General features: G+C 57.3%; 17 protein-coding genes, 1 riboswitch and 1 other annotated feature. Of the genes, 3 read left to right on the forward strand and 14 right to left on the reverse strand.

Annotated elements, in window-relative coordinates:
- Together GFC01_RS13105 and GFC01_RS13110 are read right to left on the reverse strand one after the other, a co-directional pair.
- Nucleotides 1-744 (reverse strand): Nif3-like dinuclear metal center hexameric protein (locus GFC01_RS13105; protein WP_152947616.1); only part of this gene is annotated, 744 nt, incomplete at its 3' end.
- A 233-nt stretch (nt 745-977) separates the two neighbouring features.
- Nucleotides 978-1,697 (reverse strand): tRNA (adenine(22)-N(1))-methyltransferase, encoded by a 720-nt coding sequence (locus tag GFC01_RS13110; protein WP_341473974.1) that lies wholly within the window; start codon nt 1,695-1,697, stop codon nt 978-980.
- Between the two features lie 118 nt (nt 1,698-1,815).
- Here GFC01_RS13110 and GFC01_RS13115 point away from each other — a divergent pair, with 118 nt between their 5' ends.
- Both GFC01_RS13115 and GFC01_RS13120 read left to right on the forward strand, forming a co-directional pair.
- Nucleotides 1,816-2,037, forward strand: a complete 222-nt coding sequence (locus GFC01_RS13115) for a hypothetical protein (protein WP_152947618.1) — start codon at nt 1,816-1,818, stop codon at nt 2,035-2,037.
- On the forward strand, nt 1,997-2,320 hold the full coding sequence (locus tag GFC01_RS13120) for an alpha/beta-type small acid-soluble spore protein (protein WP_152947620.1): 324 nt from the start codon (nt 1,997-1,999) through the stop codon (nt 2,318-2,320). The genes GFC01_RS13115 and GFC01_RS13120 overlap by 41 nt, the downstream gene beginning before the upstream one ends.
- Nucleotides 2,321-2,451: 131 nt before the next feature.
- Here GFC01_RS13120 and GFC01_RS13125 read toward each other — a convergent pair whose 3' ends face one another.
- Both GFC01_RS13125 and eam read right to left on the reverse strand, forming a co-directional pair.
- Entirely contained in the window at nt 2,452-2,676 is a 225-nt protein-coding gene (locus GFC01_RS13125; RefSeq protein WP_152947622.1) for a helix-turn-helix domain-containing protein, read from the reverse strand.
- Between the two features lie 227 nt (nt 2,677-2,903).
- Nucleotides 2,904-4,169 carry a glutamate 2,3-aminomutase gene (gene eam / locus GFC01_RS13130; protein WP_152947624.1) on the reverse strand — a complete coding sequence of 422 codons (1,266 nt, stop codon included), beginning with the start codon at nt 4,167-4,169 and terminating at the stop codon, nt 2,904-2,906.
- 121 nt (nt 4,170-4,290) lie between these two features.
- Nucleotides 4,291-4,463, reverse strand: a riboswitch (cyclic di-AMP (ydaO/yuaA leader).
- A gap of 340 nt (nt 4,464-4,803) precedes the next feature.
- Here eam and GFC01_RS13135 point away from each other — a divergent pair.
- Nucleotides 4,804-5,274 carry a hypothetical protein gene (locus tag GFC01_RS13135; protein ID WP_152947626.1) on the forward strand — a complete coding sequence of 157 codons (471 nt, stop codon included), beginning with the start codon at nt 4,804-4,806 and terminating at the stop codon, nt 5,272-5,274.
- Nucleotides 5,275-5,322: 48 nt separating this feature from the next.
- Here GFC01_RS13135 and GFC01_RS13140 read toward each other — a convergent pair whose 3' ends face one another.
- The 10 genes from GFC01_RS13140 to GFC01_RS13185 form a co-directional block, all read right to left on the reverse strand.
- The gene (locus tag GFC01_RS13140; RefSeq protein WP_152947628.1) at nt 5,323-6,048 is read right to left on the reverse strand and encodes a hypothetical protein; all 726 of its coding nucleotides are present in this window, start codon (nt 6,046-6,048) and stop codon (nt 5,323-5,325) included.
- 401 nt (nt 6,049-6,449) lie between these two features.
- On the reverse strand, nt 6,450-6,635 hold the full coding sequence (locus GFC01_RS13145; protein ID WP_152947629.1) for a hypothetical protein: 186 nt from the start codon (nt 6,633-6,635) through the stop codon (nt 6,450-6,452).
- 16 nt (nt 6,636-6,651) lie between these two features.
- Nucleotides 6,652-11,406, reverse strand: coding sequence for an HAD-IC family P-type ATPase (locus GFC01_RS13150; protein WP_243137574.1), 4,755 nt, complete (start codon nt 11,404-11,406; stop codon nt 6,652-6,654).
- A 152-nt stretch (nt 11,407-11,558) separates the two neighbouring features.
- The gene (locus GFC01_RS13155) at nt 11,559-11,873 is read right to left on the reverse strand and encodes a hypothetical protein (RefSeq protein ID WP_152947633.1); all 315 of its coding nucleotides are present in this window, start codon (nt 11,871-11,873) and stop codon (nt 11,559-11,561) included.
- 765 nt (nt 11,874-12,638) lie between these two features.
- Nucleotides 12,639-15,413 carry an isoleucine--tRNA ligase gene (ileS, locus tag GFC01_RS13160; protein WP_152947635.1) on the reverse strand — a complete coding sequence of 925 codons (2,775 nt, stop codon included), beginning with the start codon at nt 15,411-15,413 and terminating at the stop codon, nt 12,639-12,641.
- A gap of 64 nt (nt 15,414-15,477) precedes the next feature.
- Nucleotides 15,478-15,729 (reverse strand) — a binding site (T-box leader).
- Nucleotides 15,730-15,870: 141 nt separating this feature from the next.
- Nucleotides 15,871-16,164 (reverse strand): DUF167 domain-containing protein, encoded by a 294-nt coding sequence (locus tag GFC01_RS13165; protein WP_152947637.1) that lies wholly within the window; start codon nt 16,162-16,164, stop codon nt 15,871-15,873.
- A 27-nt stretch (nt 16,165-16,191) separates the two neighbouring features.
- Nucleotides 16,192-16,455: a YggT family protein gene (locus tag GFC01_RS13170; RefSeq protein ID WP_152947639.1), complete on the reverse strand. Its 264-nt coding sequence runs from the start codon at nt 16,453-16,455 to the stop codon at nt 16,192-16,194.
- A gap of 10 nt (nt 16,456-16,465) precedes the next feature.
- A complete protein-coding gene (proC, locus tag GFC01_RS13175) occupies nt 16,466-17,287 on the reverse strand; it encodes a pyrroline-5-carboxylate reductase (protein ID WP_341473975.1) in 822 nt (273 codons plus the stop codon).
- A 63-nt stretch (nt 17,288-17,350) separates the two neighbouring features.
- Nucleotides 17,351-17,755, reverse strand: a complete 405-nt coding sequence (locus GFC01_RS13180; RefSeq protein WP_152947652.1) for a cell division protein SepF — start codon at nt 17,753-17,755, stop codon at nt 17,351-17,353.
- Between the two features lie 38 nt (nt 17,756-17,793).
- Entirely contained in the window at nt 17,794-18,513 is a 720-nt protein-coding gene (locus GFC01_RS13185; protein WP_243137573.1) for a YggS family pyridoxal phosphate-dependent enzyme, read from the reverse strand.
- Nucleotides 18,514-18,743 lie beyond the last annotated feature (230 nt).

The following is an 18,743-nucleotide window of genomic DNA, read 5'->3' on the forward strand; positions in this document are numbered from 1 at the left end:
GTTCCCCACCCGCCCCAGCCCCCGGCCGGTGGGGAAAGAGTTGGCCAGCGGGTAAAGATCGTAGGCCACCTCTTCATAGGGGTGAGCCCGCAGCATGGCCTCAATCACCTGTTTCTCCAGGCGTTTTGGTAAAATTGTCTCCAGGCGCACTTCCGGCACCTTTTCCAGTTGACCACGGGTACCGATGTACGGGTTGGTCCCCTCCCGGGGCCGGAAGGTCCCCGTCCCCTGTACGCCGAAGGTGCAGTCACTGTAATTGCCGATCCAGCCCGCTCCGGCCTTTCCCAGGGCTTCCCGTACTCCATCAACATGATCCAGAGGAACGAAAACCACCAGTTTCAAATATTTTTCCCGTACCGGTCTTAAAACCTGAATATCCCGGAGGTTTAACCGGCGGGCCAGGGCGTCATTCACCCCCCACCGGGCACTGTCCAGGTTGGTATGGGCGGCATAAACCCCTATGCCCGCTTTAATCAGACCGGCCACCAGGGCCCCCCGGGGAGAGTCCAGGCGAATCTCCTTAATTTCCTTAAAAAACAGTGGATGGTGGGTTATAATCAACCGGGCACTCATTTCGATGGCTTCCCGGCACACCCCCTCGTCCACGTCCAGGGAAAGCAGGACCCGCTCCACCGGAACACCGGGATCCCCCAGTTGCCAGCCCGGGTTATCCCAGGGTTCGGCCAGTTCCAGAGGGGCCAGCCCTTCCAGTAGTTCACAAATCCCTTTACCGGTTACCGTCATTGTTGTTCCTGGTTCGCAAACAACCGTCCGCCTGCCCCGGCCGGAAGGTTTTGAGAACCAGATTTTCACCCCTTTCTATTTTTGTTTTACTACCGCCAGTTTCCAATTTCCAGCAAACCCCATACCGTCACGGCAATACCACCAAAGATAATTGCTTTAATGGGAATAGACATTCCTATTTTTACATGAGAGCAGCCCCAACTTTTTTGACGCACTGCAAAGTTAATGATCAATTAATCCGGCAGCTGACGATTATTTTCCAGGTAATCCTTAATTCGCTTTAATCTGACTGTTAGTTCAACGGTCCTATGTAACGCTTCTGAACTGCGGCTCCTGGCCAGGGCGTACAAGACCCGGTGGTAGCCTGCCGCAAGTTTGTCCAGGTAGGCGGATAAAAGAGGATGCCCCTGTTCCAGCAACCGTGGCCCGATCTCCAGCAATACGGGATCGGTAACCGTCTCCCGGCCCGGTTCGGCCACATCAATGACGTACAGGTGCCCGCCCTCTTCCACCAGCGTTTCATCCACCAGGCGCCAGCCGTTTTCCGCCAGCCAGCGGCGCAAATCCCCTCCGTCCACCATGGGCTGCAGGATTAGCCGCCTGACCCGGGCAAGCACCTCCGGGGCGCCGGCCAGTATCTGCCTGATGGTGTTGCCCCCCATGCCGGCCACTACCACCACTTCTGCTTCCCCCGGCCGCAGGGGCCGCAGCCCGTCTCCCCGGCGCACGGATATTTTCCCTGCCAGACCCCGGTTCTGTACCGCCTGCAGGGCGCTCCGGTATGGTTTTTCATTCAAATCGGTGGCCACAGCGGCGTGGCAGATACCCCTTTCCACCACATATACCGGCAGGCGGGCATGGTCTGTTCCAATATCGGCAATTACCGTTCCCGGTGGGATAAACCCTGTGATGGCGGCCAGGCGTCCAGTCAGTTCCAGATGTGACCCCTCCACAACAACTATTTTTTTTTACTTTACTGCCGCTTTTATTTTAGCAATATATTTATTTATTGAAAATTCCTCCTGGAAATTATGTCATGTTACCGAAGTGCTAAACTGAGAAGCGTAATTCATGAAAACAGGTGGACAAATAAATGATGGAAGATTTGACCATTTTTATGGCATTGTTTGTTATATCATAACCACCGATGCCTGTGGATGGAAAATGATTGAAAGAAATGAAACCGCACCTTTAAATACCGTCATGGTTCAACGGAAAAAAGGGGACAATATACGCAAGGAGGTGTTGCCGCATGCCAAACAGAAAAAACAGGTTACTGGTACCGGCAGCTGACTCCCGCCTGGATGCATTCAAATACGAAATAGCCAGTGAGCTGGGATATCCCGGGCATATCGGCCAGAGCAGGGCCAGCGAGCACAACTGGAACCAGATTATGGATGCCATGAAGTATGAATTGGCCACCGAACTGGGACTTACCCCCCAAATTGAAAACGGTTACTGGGGAAACGTGAGTTCCCGGGCGTGTGGTGCCGTGGGCGGCCGGATAGGGGGTAAACTGGGGGGTAATATGGTCCGGCGAATGATCCTCTTTGCCGAACAAAACCTGCTCCGCTAACCTTCCACCCGTGGCCGTCCCCCGTACGGGGGACGGCCACCTTTTTGTTGGCGGGAAAGGTTTGTTCCCTTTCGGACATGGGGACCGTGGTATTCGACCATACTACGGTTCAGACGGCACCCCACCTGCTGCTAATCCTGGCCCATAATGGATCCCACACCGTAACGCATAAAATGATCCCGCAAATGGTAAATCAATTTTTCCGTAACGCCAAATTCTTCGGCCATCTCCGCATCGGTCCTGTCTTCCCTTATGCCGTCTATAAGCCTGTCCACATCAATGCCCACTTCTTCGGCCTTCCTTTTCAAGCTGGGTTCGGTACTCCAGGGAACCCGGGAACGGATGAATTCTTCCATATAATATCACCCTTCAACCTCAGTTTTCCTGCCTTGATCATTAGTATGGCGTAAAACAAGGGTTATCATGCCCGTTGAAAAAACCCAAAAGGCCGGAGACTGGCGGTATGTCCTTTGAACACCGCCACCCCGGCCTTTTAACCGTAAATATCTTTGAACCCGCCCAGGCTCCCTGCTGCCGGTAGCAGTTTCACTGAATCCGTTAATTTTAAGTTGTATTAGTTTTTTTAATGACGCCGGTTGGGATAATAAATCCATCGTTTTTCCCAGGTGCGCAAAGTAACGTGCTTTTCGTCCCTGGCCAGCATATACCGGGGCAGCACCGGGGTTTTACCCAAACCACCCGGCGCATTGATAATGTAGGTGGGCACCGCCAGACCGGAGGTATAGCCCCGCAGCTTTTCCATTATTTCAATGCCCTCGTCCACGGAGGTGACAAAGTGACCGGTACCCTTCACCTCTTTGGCATGAAAAATATAGTAGGGGCGTACCCGAATGCGCAAAAGGCTCTGGTTTAATTTTTTCATCACATGGGGATTGTTATTCACACCCTTGAGCAGCACCGCCTGGTTGCCCAGAACCACCCCCGCCCTGATCAGACGGTCACAGGCTGCCGCCGCTTCAGGCGTAACCTCCAGGGGATGGTTGAATTGAGTGTTGAGGTAAATGGGCGGGTGTTTTTCCAAAACGGCACACAGGGAAGGGGTGATACGCTGGGGCATGGTCACAATCACCCGGGTACCGATGCGTTTTATTTCTACATGGGGAATGGCGTCCAATTCGCCCAGCAACCAGTCCAGGCACCGGTCGCTCAACAACAGGGCATCACCGCCGGTAATCAATACGTCACGGATCTCCGGATTGACCCGGATATAGTCCAGGGCGGCTTCCAGAACCCGCCGGGGCTTATGCCTGTCCACCTCCCCTATGTTGCGCCTCCGCTGGCAATGCCGGCAATACATGGCACACTGGTTGGTCACATTGATAATCAGGCGGTCGGGGTAGCGCCGGGTAACACCCGGGGCCGGATTGGTGAAGGCCTCGGCCATGGGGTCCTCACTTCCCCCGGTATCGCACAACTCCGCCGTCTGGGGAACCGACTGCAACCAGATGGGACCGCCCGGCCGGTCCACCATTAACAGGGAGGCATAATAAGGGGAAATGGCCCAGCGGAACTGTTTTCCCACCAACGCTACGGCTTCCTGTTCCTCGCTGGAAAGGGGGATAATTCTGGCCAGTAAATCCACCCCGGTAATACGGTGGGCCATATGCCAGTGCCAATCATTCCATTGTTCCTGCCGGGCGTTCAGCAGTTCCAGGATTCTCCGGCGGGCCAGGGAAATCTGCTCCACCAGGTCAAAACCGGTGGGTATTTCATCCTTTACCTGCAGATAATCGCGTATGCGTTCCTTTAACTCCCGGGCACGCTCCAGGGAAATGCGGCGTTTTTCTTCGGCGGTGAACTCCGCTCCGGGCATGGGGTACAATGACATAATCATCCCCTCCTTTAGATGGTGAAAATAAAACCCCAGGACATTTTTTCCTGGGGTGAAAGTGGCAAACAGAACCTACCGGTATAAACCCGCAAAACCCCTTTGCAGGCCGGCCCGGCACCTGTCCTCCCTTCCACGCTTACGAAGTTAGCTGACGGGTTCGGGTTGAAAGGATAACCCTACCCTCTTGAAAGGTGGCGGGTTTACGGAAACCACACCAGATTTCAAGGGAGATTCACCCCAGGAAGTTGGGTCCTCCGCTTCTTTGGGCAAAGAATTAAGCGTTCTGGACGACAATATTTAATTAATTTAATTATATCATTTTATGTACATAAAGTAAATAGGATTGACATACTAATGGCAGCTATTTTCCACAGGGGATAAATTGCCCTTTTCCACGGGTCTGAAAGCACTCACAGCCAATGCGCTGTTTGGCCGCCATCCCGGTTGTCCCGGTAATTGCGCCGGGTACGATATATGCTGTCATCCTCAATTGGAAACTGAAAATTGTATAATGATAAATCCGGCAATATATACATAATACTGGCTAACCGGCGTCCCTTTTTATGTCTGAATAAAATCAAACCGGTACATTCATAATAAAGACAGTTATTTGGGAAGGATGTGATCTGCTTTGCGATGGCTCCGTCTGGGTATGCTGGAGGAAATATCACCCCTGGGCATGCTGGTGGCCGGAGTGGCCCTGGGTACAATCGGTGTACCGGCCGTTCGCAGCGGTTTGCGCAGTTTGACTGTGGCCCTGATCAAAAGCGCCCTGAACATTTCCGAAGGGGTTAGAGAGGCCGGCGAAAAGGTGGGCCAAACCTGGTCCGAACTGGTGAAAGAAGTCAGGGCAGAACGGGAAAACCGGTGTACACCCGGGGAATGCCTGCGGGAAGCCGGCAGGGGAGTAATACGTACGGGGGTGGAACTGGCCGACCAGGTCAAGGAAAAGGTAAGTGGCATTAGAGAAGGGATAAGGGAACTGGTGGATGAAGCCCGCCAGGGTATGACAGAAGCGGTGGAAACCGCTACGGAAGCAGGAACGGCGGGGGCTGCCCGGGAGGCAAATAACGAAACTGAGCCGCCAACCCATTACCGGTAAAAGCTACCCTCCCGGGGAGCTTTTCAGTGACATACCATGGGCCGAATACTATGCACTGGCGGCCTGGTTGAAATGATCATCCCCGTCGACGCTTTCCACATAACGATCAAAGGCCGCAAAGAGAAAGCGGGCCGCCTCCCGGCAGTAAACAGCAGTAACCTGCAGGCGAATGTTTTCCAGCCATCCGCAGAGCCGGCCGGCCAGGTCCCGGTGCATCTCTTCCTGCCAGAAGTTCAGGTGCCGCCACAGGGAAGAACCGGAAAGGTGTTCGTCCAGGAAAATCCCCAGCAACTCCGGAACATGTTCTAAAACGGCGTCAAGGGCATACTGGCCTAAAATATCCAGCCACGTACCCTGCCGGACGTTTTCCTGCAGGAGGTCCAGGTCGTCCCGGGCCACCGGAAGCTCGCTAAAGGGGACAGTTGCGGACGCACAAATTTCATGAATCAGATCCCCGTGCAGTACTTTACATTGACCGGCCAGGGCAAAATGCAACCGCTCAGCCAGGTTTTTCAGGGAATCCCCGTTCCACAACTGTGCTTGCGCCTCTTTTATGGTTATCTGGTGCCCGGTGATTTGATTGCACAAAAGGGGCACCTCTTTCTTTTTGTCTTCGAAATAAGCATTGATGGCCCCACTAAGGGTTTCCCGGATCTGTTCCACCAGGGCACACACGGCAGCTTCCAGCATCACCTGGTTCAGCGCCGCATGCAGGCGACCGGCCACCAGTTGAGAAAACAGGTGGTAAACGGTGTGATGCTTGCTGGAATGCATGTCAGTGATCGCTCCTTCATTCAAAAACTTACTATGCAAAGTATAACCGGGTAAAGTATACCTGGTTAAGGTTAGAAGACGGTTAAGATAAAAAAAAGAAACGGTTAATTTTTTGCCGGTTTTGCCTGTAAACAGATCCGTTTGCGGACAAAAGTAAATTTTATCCAAAACCGCAAGGTTATAATACACAGGGCACGGCGCATTCAGGGAGAAACCCGGCACTCACCAAAAGTTACTCCGCTTCTGATGTCAGGTTTTATATTTGATAGCATAGTGCTACGAAGATCTTATACGCCGGTGAGCGCCGGGCGGAGCACCGGAGTGAGCGGGTTAGCGCCGTGAAAAAAAGGACGACTCCTTTGGGGAGTTCGCCCTTCGGTTAAAGAACTTAATGGGGAAACTTAAAGAAAACGTTTTTTGTGCCATTTCTTCAGGCCCCGCAGCCCTTTGAAATTGCCCCGCAGCAACTCCGAAAGGGCCACTCCGGCCCCCAGTGCTCTAACACCGGTGTTTTTGGCCAGCAGGGCCATGGCCGTACCGCCAACCAGTTTGGCCGCCCGTTCGAAGTTCACTTCGCGCCGCCCCATGGTTGCTCACCTCCCGTTAATATTGTTCCTGAGATTTGATCACTTGATGATCAGGAAAATCTGGACTCTTCTCCAGTTGAACACATCCTTTTTCCCCGGCCGGCAAAAAAGCGGCAATCAATGGCCTGGTAATATAATCCAAAATACCGGTTAATGCCGTGCTTAAGAAAACCACATCCCATTGCCGGAAAGTCAGGGGCACGGTATGGAAGATACGCCTGGCCCGGGGCAGATAAAGGGCGGCCAGAAGCATGGTTCCGGAAAGCATCACGGACAGATTCAGAAAGGGATTGCGGGTGTCCACCCGGTCTTCCCCCTGCCGGCGGCAGTCCAGGGCATATACCAGCTGGCTCAGGGTAAGGGAAGACAGGGCTACGCTGCGGGCGGCGGCCAGACCGCCGTGCCGGACACTCCACCAGTAAGCGCCAAGGCTGGAAGCTCCAATGGCCAGACCCCGGGACAGCACCCGGCTGGTAAACTCCCGGTCAAACATGCCCCGGGAAAAACCATACTCCTTGACCTGCATGACCCGCGGACCGGGCGGATCTATGCCCAGGGCCAGCGCCGGCAGACCATCCCCCAGCAGATTCAACCAGAGCAGTTGAATGGGCAACAGGGGTAGGGGCAGGCCGCCCAGAACGGCCAAAAACATCAGCAGCACTTCCCCCACATTGGTGGCCAGCAGGTACCGGACGGCCCGGCGTACGTTCAGGCAAATACCCCGGCCCTGCTCCACCGCTGCCACAATGGTCCCGAAATTATCGTCGGTCAGGATCAGATCCGCCGCCTGCCGGGTAACGTCAGTCCCGGACATACCCATGGCCACGCCAATGCTGGCTTCCTTCAAGGCCGGCGCATCGTTCACCCCGTCACCAATCATGGCCACCAGTTCACCCCTGTTTTTAAGTGCCCTGACCAGGCGAAGCTTGTGTTCCGGCAGCATCCGGGCAAAGATGCTCACCTCCGGCAGGGCCTCTGCCAGCTGGCGATCATTTATGGCATCTATTTCCGCTCCAGTTAATACCCGGGCAGCCGGACCCGCCAGGCCCAGTTCCCGGCCGACAGCCAGGGCCGTCTCCCGGTGATCCCCGGTGATCATCACCACCCTGATCCCCGCCTGGCGACAGCGGTGGATGGCCGCGCGCACTTCGGGCCGGGGCGGGTCGTGCAGTCCCAACAGACCAAGGAACACCAGTTCTTTTTCGGCTTCAGGATTGTCCCCCGGCGCCTGCCCGTTTAACGGCCGGCAGGCTACCCCCAGTACCCTTAAGGCGCCGGCGGCCATTTTTTCCACCGCCCGCATAAAGCGCCGGCGGCTCAGCTCATCAAGGGGCATAACGCCTCCATCCCCCTGATAATGGCCGCAAAGCTGCAGGATCACATCGGGAGCCCCTTTGACAAAGGAATAACAGTCCTCATTTCCATAACGGCAGATCACCGTCATCCGTAAGCGGCGGGAATCAAAGGGGATTTCCCGCACCCGTTCATAGCCGCGGGAAAGATGTTCCAGCTCCAGGCCGACTCTGGCCGCCGCCGCCAGAATGGCCCCCTCCATGGGATCACCTTCCACCCGCCAGCGGCCGCCCTTTTCCACCAGCCGGGCATTGGAACACAGGGAGGCGGCGGCCAGCAGCTTAAGCAACCGGTCCAGCCCTTCCGGGGAACTTTCATTCAAAGGAACCAGGGTACCCCGGTGAGGATCATAGCCGCCTGCCGTGGATTGCCACCAAACCCCTCCGGCTTCGTAAACCATTCCGACCGTCTGTTCATTGCGGGTCAGGGTTCCCGTTTTATCCGTGCAGATCACCGTGGCGCTGCCCAGGTTCTCCACCGCCGGCAGTCGCCGGACAACGGCGTTGGCCCGGGCCAGGCGGTGTACTCCCGAGGCCATGGCTGCGGTGACCATGGCCGGCAGGCCTTCTGGAATGGCCGCCACCGCCAGGCTCACGCCGGTTAAAAACATTTGCATGGGCGAACCGCCCCTGAATAGCCCCGCCAGCAACACCAGGCCGCTCACGACCAGGGAGACCTCAAGCATTTTTTTGCCCACGGTGGCCAGGCTTTTTTGCATGGGGGTAACCTGGTTATCCCCTTCGGCCAGTAAACCGGCAATTTTACCCAACTCACTGCCCTTGCCGGTGGAAACCACCAGGGCTACCCCCCGTCCCCGGCTGATCACCGTGCCCATGAAAACCATATTGTGACAGTCCAGCAGGGTGACACAATCACCCGGAGCAGATAAATCCTTGGCCACCGGATAGGACTCGCCGGTTAAAGCAGCCTCCACCACTTCCAGGGAATCCACCCGGATCAGGCGGGCATCGGCCGGCACACCGTCACCCGCCTCCAGAAGAATAACATCCCCGGGCACCAGCAGGTGGGCCGGGATGCGCTGCCACTGCCCGTCCCGGAGTACCCTGGCGGTGGGAACGACCATTTCCTTTAGGGCCTGCAAGGCCCCCTCGGCCTTTTGTTCCTGCAGGGCGCCCAGCAGGGCGTTTACGGTCAGTATGGTCAGTATGGCCAGGGAATCGGCAATTTCGCCCATAAACAGGCAGAGCACACTGGAGCCCAGCAGGGCCTGCACCAGAAAGTCCTTCATCTGGTTTAAAAAACGGCGCAGCAGGCCGGGTGGTGGAACGGTGGCCAGCTGGTTGGGGCCGTACCGCTCCAGGCGCACCCGGGCTTCCCGGCTGGAAAGACCCTCCGGAGAACACTGGAGCCGGGCGAAAACATCCGCCAGCTCCAGGTGGGGCCAGCCGTTGCCCAGGACGGACGATTCCTTGCGAACCGGAGTAATCCCTTCTCCACCACCATTTTCCCCTTCCCGGTGGTTTTGGCGGTCCTTTCCCGTCTGGCGCCCCCATTTCCCCGGTCCCTTTCCCGGACCGCCGGCGCTCCCTTTCTTTCCGGGATTCCCCGGTGCCATCAGGCGGCAGGCGTTTAACACCACCAGTATACTGATCAGGTTGTTATACGCCGCAGCCGCCACCGGCGCCAGACGGCCCGTGGAGGATAGGGCCAGTCCCAGGGCGTTCAATCCGGCCACCAGTTGCAGGTTCTGCCTTTCCCGCAGGGAAACGGCCAGACCCAGGCTGAAAAGGGGCGGCAGAAGAGCCATATCGGCCGCGGGAAGGATGATCTGCGCTCCCGGCACACCCGTCCCCCCGCCGGCTATGAGCACGTCCACCGGTGGCGGGGAACCGGTCTTCCGGCTGGCCACCGCCAGTGCCACCACTTCTCCCTTTTCCCGGGCCGCCAGCAAAAGTTCCTTCCCCCGGGCAGTGGACAGGTCCGGCCATATTTCCAGTCCCAACTCCCCGGCCAGAGGCCGGTACCGGTCTTCTTCACCGCCGCCGGTCAAAACCAGACGCTTAATGCCCCGGGCCCGCAGGTTTCCCGTCAACTGCCGCGCCTGTTCATCCACCACAAGGGTTGTTCCCAGCACCGCCACAGGCTGTCCATTCACACAGGCGAAAAGGGGAACTTCTCCCACGGCGCCGGCCCTGCGGGCTTTGAGCAATCCGGCAGCCAGATCATACCCCCGGCCGGCCAGGTAGTCCCGGCTGCCCACGGCCACTTCTTCTTCCATCACCCTGCCCACCACACCGCCGGGATCAACCGAGATTATTTCCACCGGCTGTTTTCCGACCTTCAGGTTGCCCGCTACCACCACCGGGAGGCCGGCGAGGGGTTGTCCGGCCGCCGCGAACAGTGTGGCGATCCGGGACAGGATCTCCCGCCGGGAATGGCCGGCCAGGGGATAAAGGGACGTTACCTGCAACCCCCGGGTCAGCCCCCAGTCACCATGCAGAACAAGCACATCCACCCGGGAAAGAAGTCTAAGACATTCCGGGTGGGACACCCCCATTCCCCGCCGGGCGGCAAGGGCCAGACCACTGGAAAGGGCCGTTGGGGCGGCCAGTCCGGCCGGCCCGGGAGAAGCAGCCAGCAACATGGCCAGGCTGCGGTTGAAACTGCCGGTAACCAGGCCGGTGAGGGCGGAAAGGCCAAAGGCTACGGGCAGCATCCGGTCGCCGTACCTCCGGGCGGAAGAAGAATCCCCGGTGCAGGAAGGGGACCATGGCCGGACCGGTTTATCCGTACCGGCTTCCTGCCCCGGCACCTGCTGGAAACGCTTCAGAATTAAAGACTGGATCAGGGCATTGAGGTTGACCAGCCACACCACCAGCAGACCGGGCACACTTTCCCGCAGCAGCAGCGTACCCATGCTTAACAGGCCCAGCAGAAGGTCGTAGTTTAGCCGGCCCCGGGCCGAAAGATGCTGCACACCGCTTTTCAGCAAGGGATAGCCGGAAAGGATGGTTGCTGCCGCGGACAGGTAAAACAAACCCGGCGACCGGGCCAGCCGGGACGGGCCCCGCCAGGCCCTTTTAGCCCCCACCAGGGCCAGGGCCGTGCCGCCCAGGATCACGTTGGCCATTTGTCGTTTCAGGGGCAGGTCTTCCGGTTCCTCCACCCGGTACGGGCGCGTTGCCCCGGTGGCCGCAATTTCCGGAAGGGATATTTCCACCCGCCGGAGGTGGGAGGCACAAAGGGCGATTTCGCCCAGGACATTCCCGGCGGCCAGCCCGCCCTGAAAATGCACCAGCAGGCGGCCGGTGGTGGTACTGCCCCGCGCCGCAGTCACTCCGGGTAACCGGGAAAGGTGCCGGCAAAGGACGTCCAGCAACAGGGGGTTTCTTTTTAATCCGGGAACGGCAACGCGCACCCGTCCCGGTAAAAAGTGGACAATGTGCAAATCCTTCATGCCAGACAATTATTTCTTCCTCCTTCGATAAGAGCTATTCTATCCCTTTCCGAAAAGCCTCATCCACCCAAAGGCTCCCGGCAAACGGGCAACTTTTAATTCAAACAATAAAAAACCTGCCCGCGGGCAGGTAATGGGCGAATTATCGAACATTACGCAGTTACCCGGAAGGACCGGGTGGATTCCAGGGGCTCCACCAGCTCGACCCGGGAACCGTGCTCCGCAGCCCAGAGGATCTGAGATACGAGGCTACTTACATCCCCTTCCCTGACATATCTGGTGGACAGGGCCAGGGGAAGGCGGCATTCCGGGCTGCCGGCATCCCTCAGGTACACTTCCAGGTACAGTCGCTCTCCCGGCGGCTTCCGGGGTGCAATGCGGGTTATGCGACCGTCCCGGCCCATCAGTTCATTTTGCACCTGAGACAACAAAGCGGACAGGTTCATGTCAGGATGGCAGCTGCGCATGGAAAACACCTCACTTTCCGTTCTGGGCCAGTTTGTTCTTTAATTTAATTATATTAAGGTAAAAAGGAGCGAGTAAATCACCCCGGCCCCAACAACGGAAAAGAAACGTTTAGATGACAAAAGGAAGCTTTAAACGGTTAAGACGAAATAACCCGTCCCTGGTATTACATCCCAGCAAAGGGCTTGCATATAAAAAAGCCGCCGGGCAATAATATACCCAGCAGGGTCGGTAAGGGCCGAGCCCAGACTGCTGCAGGGTCCGCCAAAGGGCTCGGCAGCAGCCGGCCAAAGGTTGATACCGGGTCAAGGAAGGCTCGGTATCAGCCGGCGGGCAGATTCCATGGTGTTCCGGCAGGCTCTGCAGCAGTCCCAAAGATTGTTGCAGGGTCGTAAGGGATATCATGGAATCGAGCTAAGATCAGTACAGGTGCCGCAAGTTTAATTTTAATTAACAGTGATTGTTAATTAAAATTTTCGCGAGGTTTGCTGCAGTCGAGAGATTGCAGCAGGCTTCCCAGGTATCTGTAACTGGTCGAGCAAAGGTCATTACGGGTTCCGTAATGGTCTACGGTAGCCGGAAGGTTGCCGTGGGCTGTGCAGGGACGCGTAATGGCTGTAGCGCAGGTTCTTACCGGCTCGTAAAGAAACCCTTCTCCAGTTGGAGAAGGGTTTCATTTTTTATGGCCTGCGATTTAATTGGAGGCAAAGCCACAGATCAAGGTAAAAACGGGGTATTTAGAAAACCACCCGGTTTTAAAAAGGTGTTTACCGTGCCCCCACCACCCCGGCACAACGGGGACAGAGGGCCTGTTCTTCATCCCGGCCCACATCCGGATGATACATCCAGCAGCGCGGGCACTTTTCCCCCGGCGCCTTTTCCACCAGCACCGCCAGGCCGGGGACGGTTTCGGAAATCAGAGCCTTTTCCGGCAACCCGCCATTCCATTGTTTTAGCTCCGCGGCGGAAACAATAAATACCACCGGTAGATCCGCAAAACCGGCCAGGAAATCATGGAGATCCCCCCGGGCGTATATAATCACGGCCGCCTCCAGGGAGTTGCCGATTACCTTTTCCCGCCGGGCCGCTTCTAAAGCCCGGGTGACTTCCCCCCGCACCGCCAGCAGTCGCTCCCACCTTTCTTCCAGTTCCACATCCAGGTAATCCTCGTTAACCCGGGGCATATCGGTAAGCTGTACGCTCACCGGCGCATCCTTTTCCTTCGGGGCATAGCGCCAGATTTCTTCTGTAGTAAAGGCCAGGACCGGCGCCAGCAGGCGCACCAGGGCATGGAGCACCTGGTAGAGCACCGTTTGCGCCGCCCGGCGCTCCGCTGAAGCGGCCGGCGCACAATAAAGCCGGTCCTTGATGATGTCCAGGTACAGGGCGCTCATGTCCACGGTACAGAAGGTGTGGATGGCGTGATAAACCACGTGGTACTCGTAATCCCGGTAGGCATCCAGCACCCGGGCGATCAGCCGGTGCAGGCGCAGGAGCGCCCAGCGATCCAGCTCGGGCAGTTCCTTATAGGCCACCGGATCCTTCTCCGGATTAAAGTCATACAGGTTGCCCAGCAGGAAACGGATGGTATTCCTGATCTTGCGGTAGGCCTCGGCCATCTGTTTTAAAATACCGGGTGAAACGGCCAGATCCCCCCGGTAATCGGCCGAACTCACCCACAGGCGCAAAATGTCGGCGCCCATTTGCTGAATCACTTTCAGGGGGTCCACCACGTTGCCCAGGGATTTGCTCATTTTACGCCCCTGTTCATCCACCACGAAACCGTGGGTGAGCACGGCCCGGTAGGGGGCCCGCCCGCGCACGGCCACCGCCGTGGACAGGGAACTGTTGAACCAGCCCCGGTGCTGGTCGCTGCCTTCCAGGTACAGGTCCGCCGGCCAGCGCAGTTCCGGCCAGATCTGGGGCTGCTCCAGCACACCCATGTGGGAGGAACCGCTGTCAAACCAGACATCCATGATATCCGTTTCCTTCCTGAACGCCGCAGCCCCACAGTACGGGCATTTAAACCCGGGCGGAACCAGATCCGCCGCTTCCCGGGCAAACCAGACATCGGATCCGTGCTCCCGGAACAGCGCCTGCAGGTGGCTGATGGTTTCGGCAGTGACAATTTCCTTTCCACAGCCGGCGCAGTAGAAGATGGGTATGGGCACGCCCCAGGTACGCTGGCGGGAGATGCACCAGTCGCCCCGGTTGGCCACCATATTGTGAATGCGCTCCTCGCCCCAGGCCGGAATCCAGCGCACCCGGCGGATGGCCTCCAGGGCCTGCGAGCGGAAACCTTCAATGGAGGCAAACCACTGCTCGGTGGCCCGGAAAAACACCGGCTTTTTACACCGCCAGCAGTGGGGATACTGGTGCCGGATGGTACCGGCCTTGAGCAGGTTGTCCTGCAGGGTGTCCATTACGGACCGGTTGGCATCGGTGTAAAATTGCCCGGCAAAGGGCCCGGCTTCGGCGGTAAACCTCCCCCGGCTGTCAATGGGGGAAAGGATGGGCAGGCCGTAGCGCTGGCCCACCAGATAGTCCTCATGGCCGTGGCCGGGGGCGGTATGCACGCAGCCGGTGCCGGCCTCCAGGGTGACGTGCTCGCCCAGAATGAGCAGGGAGTCCCGCTGGAAAAAGGGATGGGCCAGCACCACGCCTTCCAGTTCCCGCCCGGTAAATTCCTTGATCTTGACGGACTCCTGCAGGCCCACCTCCCGGCTGAAGTTTTCCCACAAATCCATTGCCACCAGATACTTTTCCCCGCCGGCGGAAAACAACCCGTAGGCATAGTCGGGATGCAGGCAAACGGCCACATTGGCAATGAGCGTCCAGGGAGTGGTGGTCCAGATGACCACATAACTGCCCGCAGGCAGAACACCCTTGCCGTCTTTCACCGGAAAGCGCACATAGATGGAAGGGGATTGTTTTTCCTGGTATTCCACCTCCGCCTCGGCCAGGGCCGTTTCACAGGTGGCGCACCAGTAGACGGGTTTCAAACCCTTGTAAATATAACCCCGCCGGGCCATCTCGCCGAATACGCCAATCTGGGCCGCTTCAAAATGGGGCATCAGGGTAAGATAGGGATGGTTCCAGTCCCCCCGTACGCCCAACCGTTTGAATTCTTCCCGCTGAATATCCACAAATTTCAGGGCATATTCCTTGCACCGGCGGCGGAATTCCACCGGATGGACGGCGTGCCGGTTCAAACCCAGATTTTTAATGGCCTGTTGCTCAATGGGCAGTCCATGGGTATCCCAGCCCGGCACATAAGGGGCGTCATAACCGGCCATGGAATGGTATTTGACCACCATATCCTTTAAAACCTTGTTCAATACATGGCCCAGATGGATGTGCCCGTTGGCATAGGGGGGCCCATCATGTAAAATGAATTTCGGCCGGCCGGTGTTTTTTTGCTGCACCAGGCGGTAAAGGTCGATTTCCTCCCAGAATTTAAGAATTTCCGGTTCCCGCTGGGGCAGGTTGGCCCGCATGGGAAAGTCGGTTTTGGGTAAGTTCAGGGTTTGACTGTAATCCATGGCATACACCTCAGTATTAATCTGAAATATCTACAGCGTCGCAGCAAATAAAAAAGACCTCGTCCCAAGGGACGGGATCTTCCCGCGGTACCACCCTCATGGACAGTCCGGCACGCTTTTCCCAAGCACCGGACTGAACCCTTTATGCCGGTAACGGCGGCCGCCGTCCGGGCCTACCGGACGGAAAATACTTTTCCGTCTTTGGGCCGGCGCCTCCCGGGTGATTTTCAATAACCCCCCTGTACCCGGCTCCCAGCATTCCCGGGCTCTCTGCAACAGTTGCGGGCTATCTACTCGTCCCGTTCACGGGCTTTAACATAATAACCAGCCATAAACAGTACCCATTATACAAAAAAAATGTACATTGATCAACTTTCCCCGGTTATCAACCGCCGGTGATATATGTTAGCATAACCTGCGGCTTTTACTATTGGGAAATCATTCCCAACGGGCCCCATCAGTCAGACCCGGAAACCAGGGTTAAAACCCGGCGGGCGGGGACCCCCTTCACCCGCACCAGTTTATCACGCCCGGTATGGCCCGACAGGATGGCCACCTGCGACCGGGGCACCCTCAGCCACCGGGCCAGGAAATCCCGGCAGGCCTCGTTGGCCTCCCCTTCCACCGGCGGGGCGGTCAGCCTGATGCGCAGGGCGTCCCCATACAATCCGGCCAGCTCGTTTTTCGCCGCCCGGGGCTGCACCCGCACCTTAAAGGTCACCGCTCCCTCTTCCTCCTTCAAAAAAAACAAACCCATCACACCTTCGGAAAAGACACCCTAAAGGCCCACCATCCGCAAAACATTTAAAATCAACTGGCGCAACAGCTCCAGAACAAAGAAGGCCACCAGGGGCGAAAAGTCCAGCATCCCCACGGCCGGGATGAACCGGCGGAAAAAGCCCAGCACCGGCTCGGTGACCTCGTAAATAAACCGGATCAACGGATGATAGGGATTATGGCGGATAAAAGATAAAATAATACGGATAAAAATTAACCAGTCATAGACCTGAAAGGCCACGTTGATTATACGCTCGATGCTCATAATACACTCCTTATTTTAAACCGGCAGACATTTCCCGGGAACGACTGGTGGCATCTTCCACCGCCCGCATCAGGGTCACCCGCAGGCCTCCTTCCTCCAGGGCGTATACACCGGCTATGGCCGTACCGCCGGGGGTGGTGACCATATTCTTTAAACGGCCGGGGTGCTCGCTGGTTTCCAGCACCATCCGGGCCGCCCCCAGCATGGTCTGGGCACTCAAAAGCAGGGCCACATCCCGGGGCAGACCCACCCGCACCCCGGCATCGGCCATGGCTTCCAGGATAACAAACATATAGGCCGGACCGCTGCCGCTCAAGCCGGTAACAGCGTCCATCAGATTTTCCGGCACCTCCACGGCCCGGCCCACGGCCGTAAAAATGGCCATGGCCCGCTCCCGGTCCCGCAGTGTGGCATGGGTACCGGCACAAAGGGCACTGGCGCCGGCCCCCAAAAGGCAGGCCGTATTGGGCATCACCCGGATCACCGGTACGCCCCGGCTTAAAAAATTTTCGATAAAACCGGTGGTAATGCCGGCGGCGATGGAAATGAGGGTTTGTTCCGGGCGGAATAAAGCCCCCGTTTCAGCTAAGGCATCGGCTACCACCTGGGGTTTGACCGCCAGAATGACAATGTCCAGGCTTTCCACCAGTTCTTTGTTGCTTTCCAGGGCATGTACGCCCAGTTCCTTCCGCAAAAAAGTAAGCCTTTCCCTGCGTGTGTCACTGACATAGAGATCGCCGGCCGGAATGCCGGCATTAATCAATCCCGTAAGCAATGCCTGGGCCATGGCTCCACCGCCCAGGCAACCGATTTTCAGACCCTTTAAAGGCACAAGAAACCCCTCCATGGTCGACGGTCGTCAGACATCAGTTGCCGGAATAAGCATTAACTCGTTTTATTCGATATCGGATAAAATGCCCCGTTCCCAGACCTGTTCCCGTATGTCGCCGCTAATTTCCATATTGCTGGGCACGGAGAGGAAAATCCCGTTACCCACCTTTTTGATATTCCCGTCCAGGGCGTAAGTGGCTCCCAGGACAAAATCCAGCACCCGCCGGGCCAGTCCGCCGTCGGCCCGCTCCAGGTTTACAATTACCGGCCGCCGGTTTTTTAAGTGCTCGGCGATACTCTGCACTTCGTCAAAGGTTTTGGGTTCGGCCACAATTACCCGCACCTGGCGCTGGGTATGTAAACTGACCACCTGCCCCCGGCGCCTGGAAGGGGGCACCATCTCTTCCTCCGGCACCCGTTCCGGGCGCCCCGTTTCCATTTCTTCTGCCGGCTCTTCTTCAAAGCCCATCAAACCCAGGACCTTGTCCACCAGTTTTTTGGCCACAGTTATCCCTCCTTGGTTTTCCGCGGGCCAAAAATGGCACTGCCCACGCGGATAATATTGGCCCCTTCTTCCACCGCCACGGTAAAATCGTTGCTCATACCCATGGACAGGTAATCCAGAGGCAACCCCGGCAGCTTCGTCTTTAACCCCTCCGCCAGCCCCTTGAGCTCTCTGAATACGGGTCGCACTTCCTCGGGATCCGCCACCAGGGGAGCAATGGTCATCAACCCCCGTATTCTAATGTTGGGCAGGGATAAAACTTCTGCCACAAAATCCGGCACTTCAACGGGTGGCAGCCCGAATTTGGATTCCTCCCCGGCCACATTCACCTGTACCAGCACCGGCACCGTCAAATCCCGCTCCCGGGCCCGGCGGCTGATTTCCGCGGCCAGCCGCCAGCTGTCCAGGGAATGAATCAGGGTTACCCGGCCAATTATGTATTTTACCTTGTTTGTCTGCAGGTGACCGATTAAATGCCATTCTATGTCCGGGGGCAGATGGGGTTGCTTGTCCAGCAGTTCCTGCACCCGGTTTTCCCCCAGGGCCTGCACCCCGCTCGCCAGCGCCTCGTGGATAACCGCCGGTGGTATGGTTTTGGTTACGGCCACCAGCTTTACCGACCGGGGGTCCCGTCCGGCCCGATGAGCGGCTATCTTCAGTTTTTCCCGCACCAGCTCCAGGTTTTCCCTGATCCCCAAAACGTTCCCATCCTTTGCCGCCATTGTCCACCCGCTTGCCCGCCGGAAAAGGCATCTCCGGTTCCAGTTTTTCCACGGCACCAGTTTCCAATGCACGAAGCAAGAGAGCCACCCGGGGAACCGGAGCTTCAACCGGGGCATTTCGGGGGCATGCAATTCTGCCCCCCCATTCCCACAGAACGTTAACTTCTTTTATTCGCCGGACACCGGACCAAATCCTGCAAAAAAATAATCCTGCGGCCACTGACGAAAAA

This window comes from Desulfofundulus thermobenzoicus (assembly GCF_009428905.1).
GTDB lineage: Bacteria > Bacillota > Desulfotomaculia > Desulfotomaculales > Desulfovirgulaceae > Desulfofundulus_A > Desulfofundulus_A thermobenzoicus.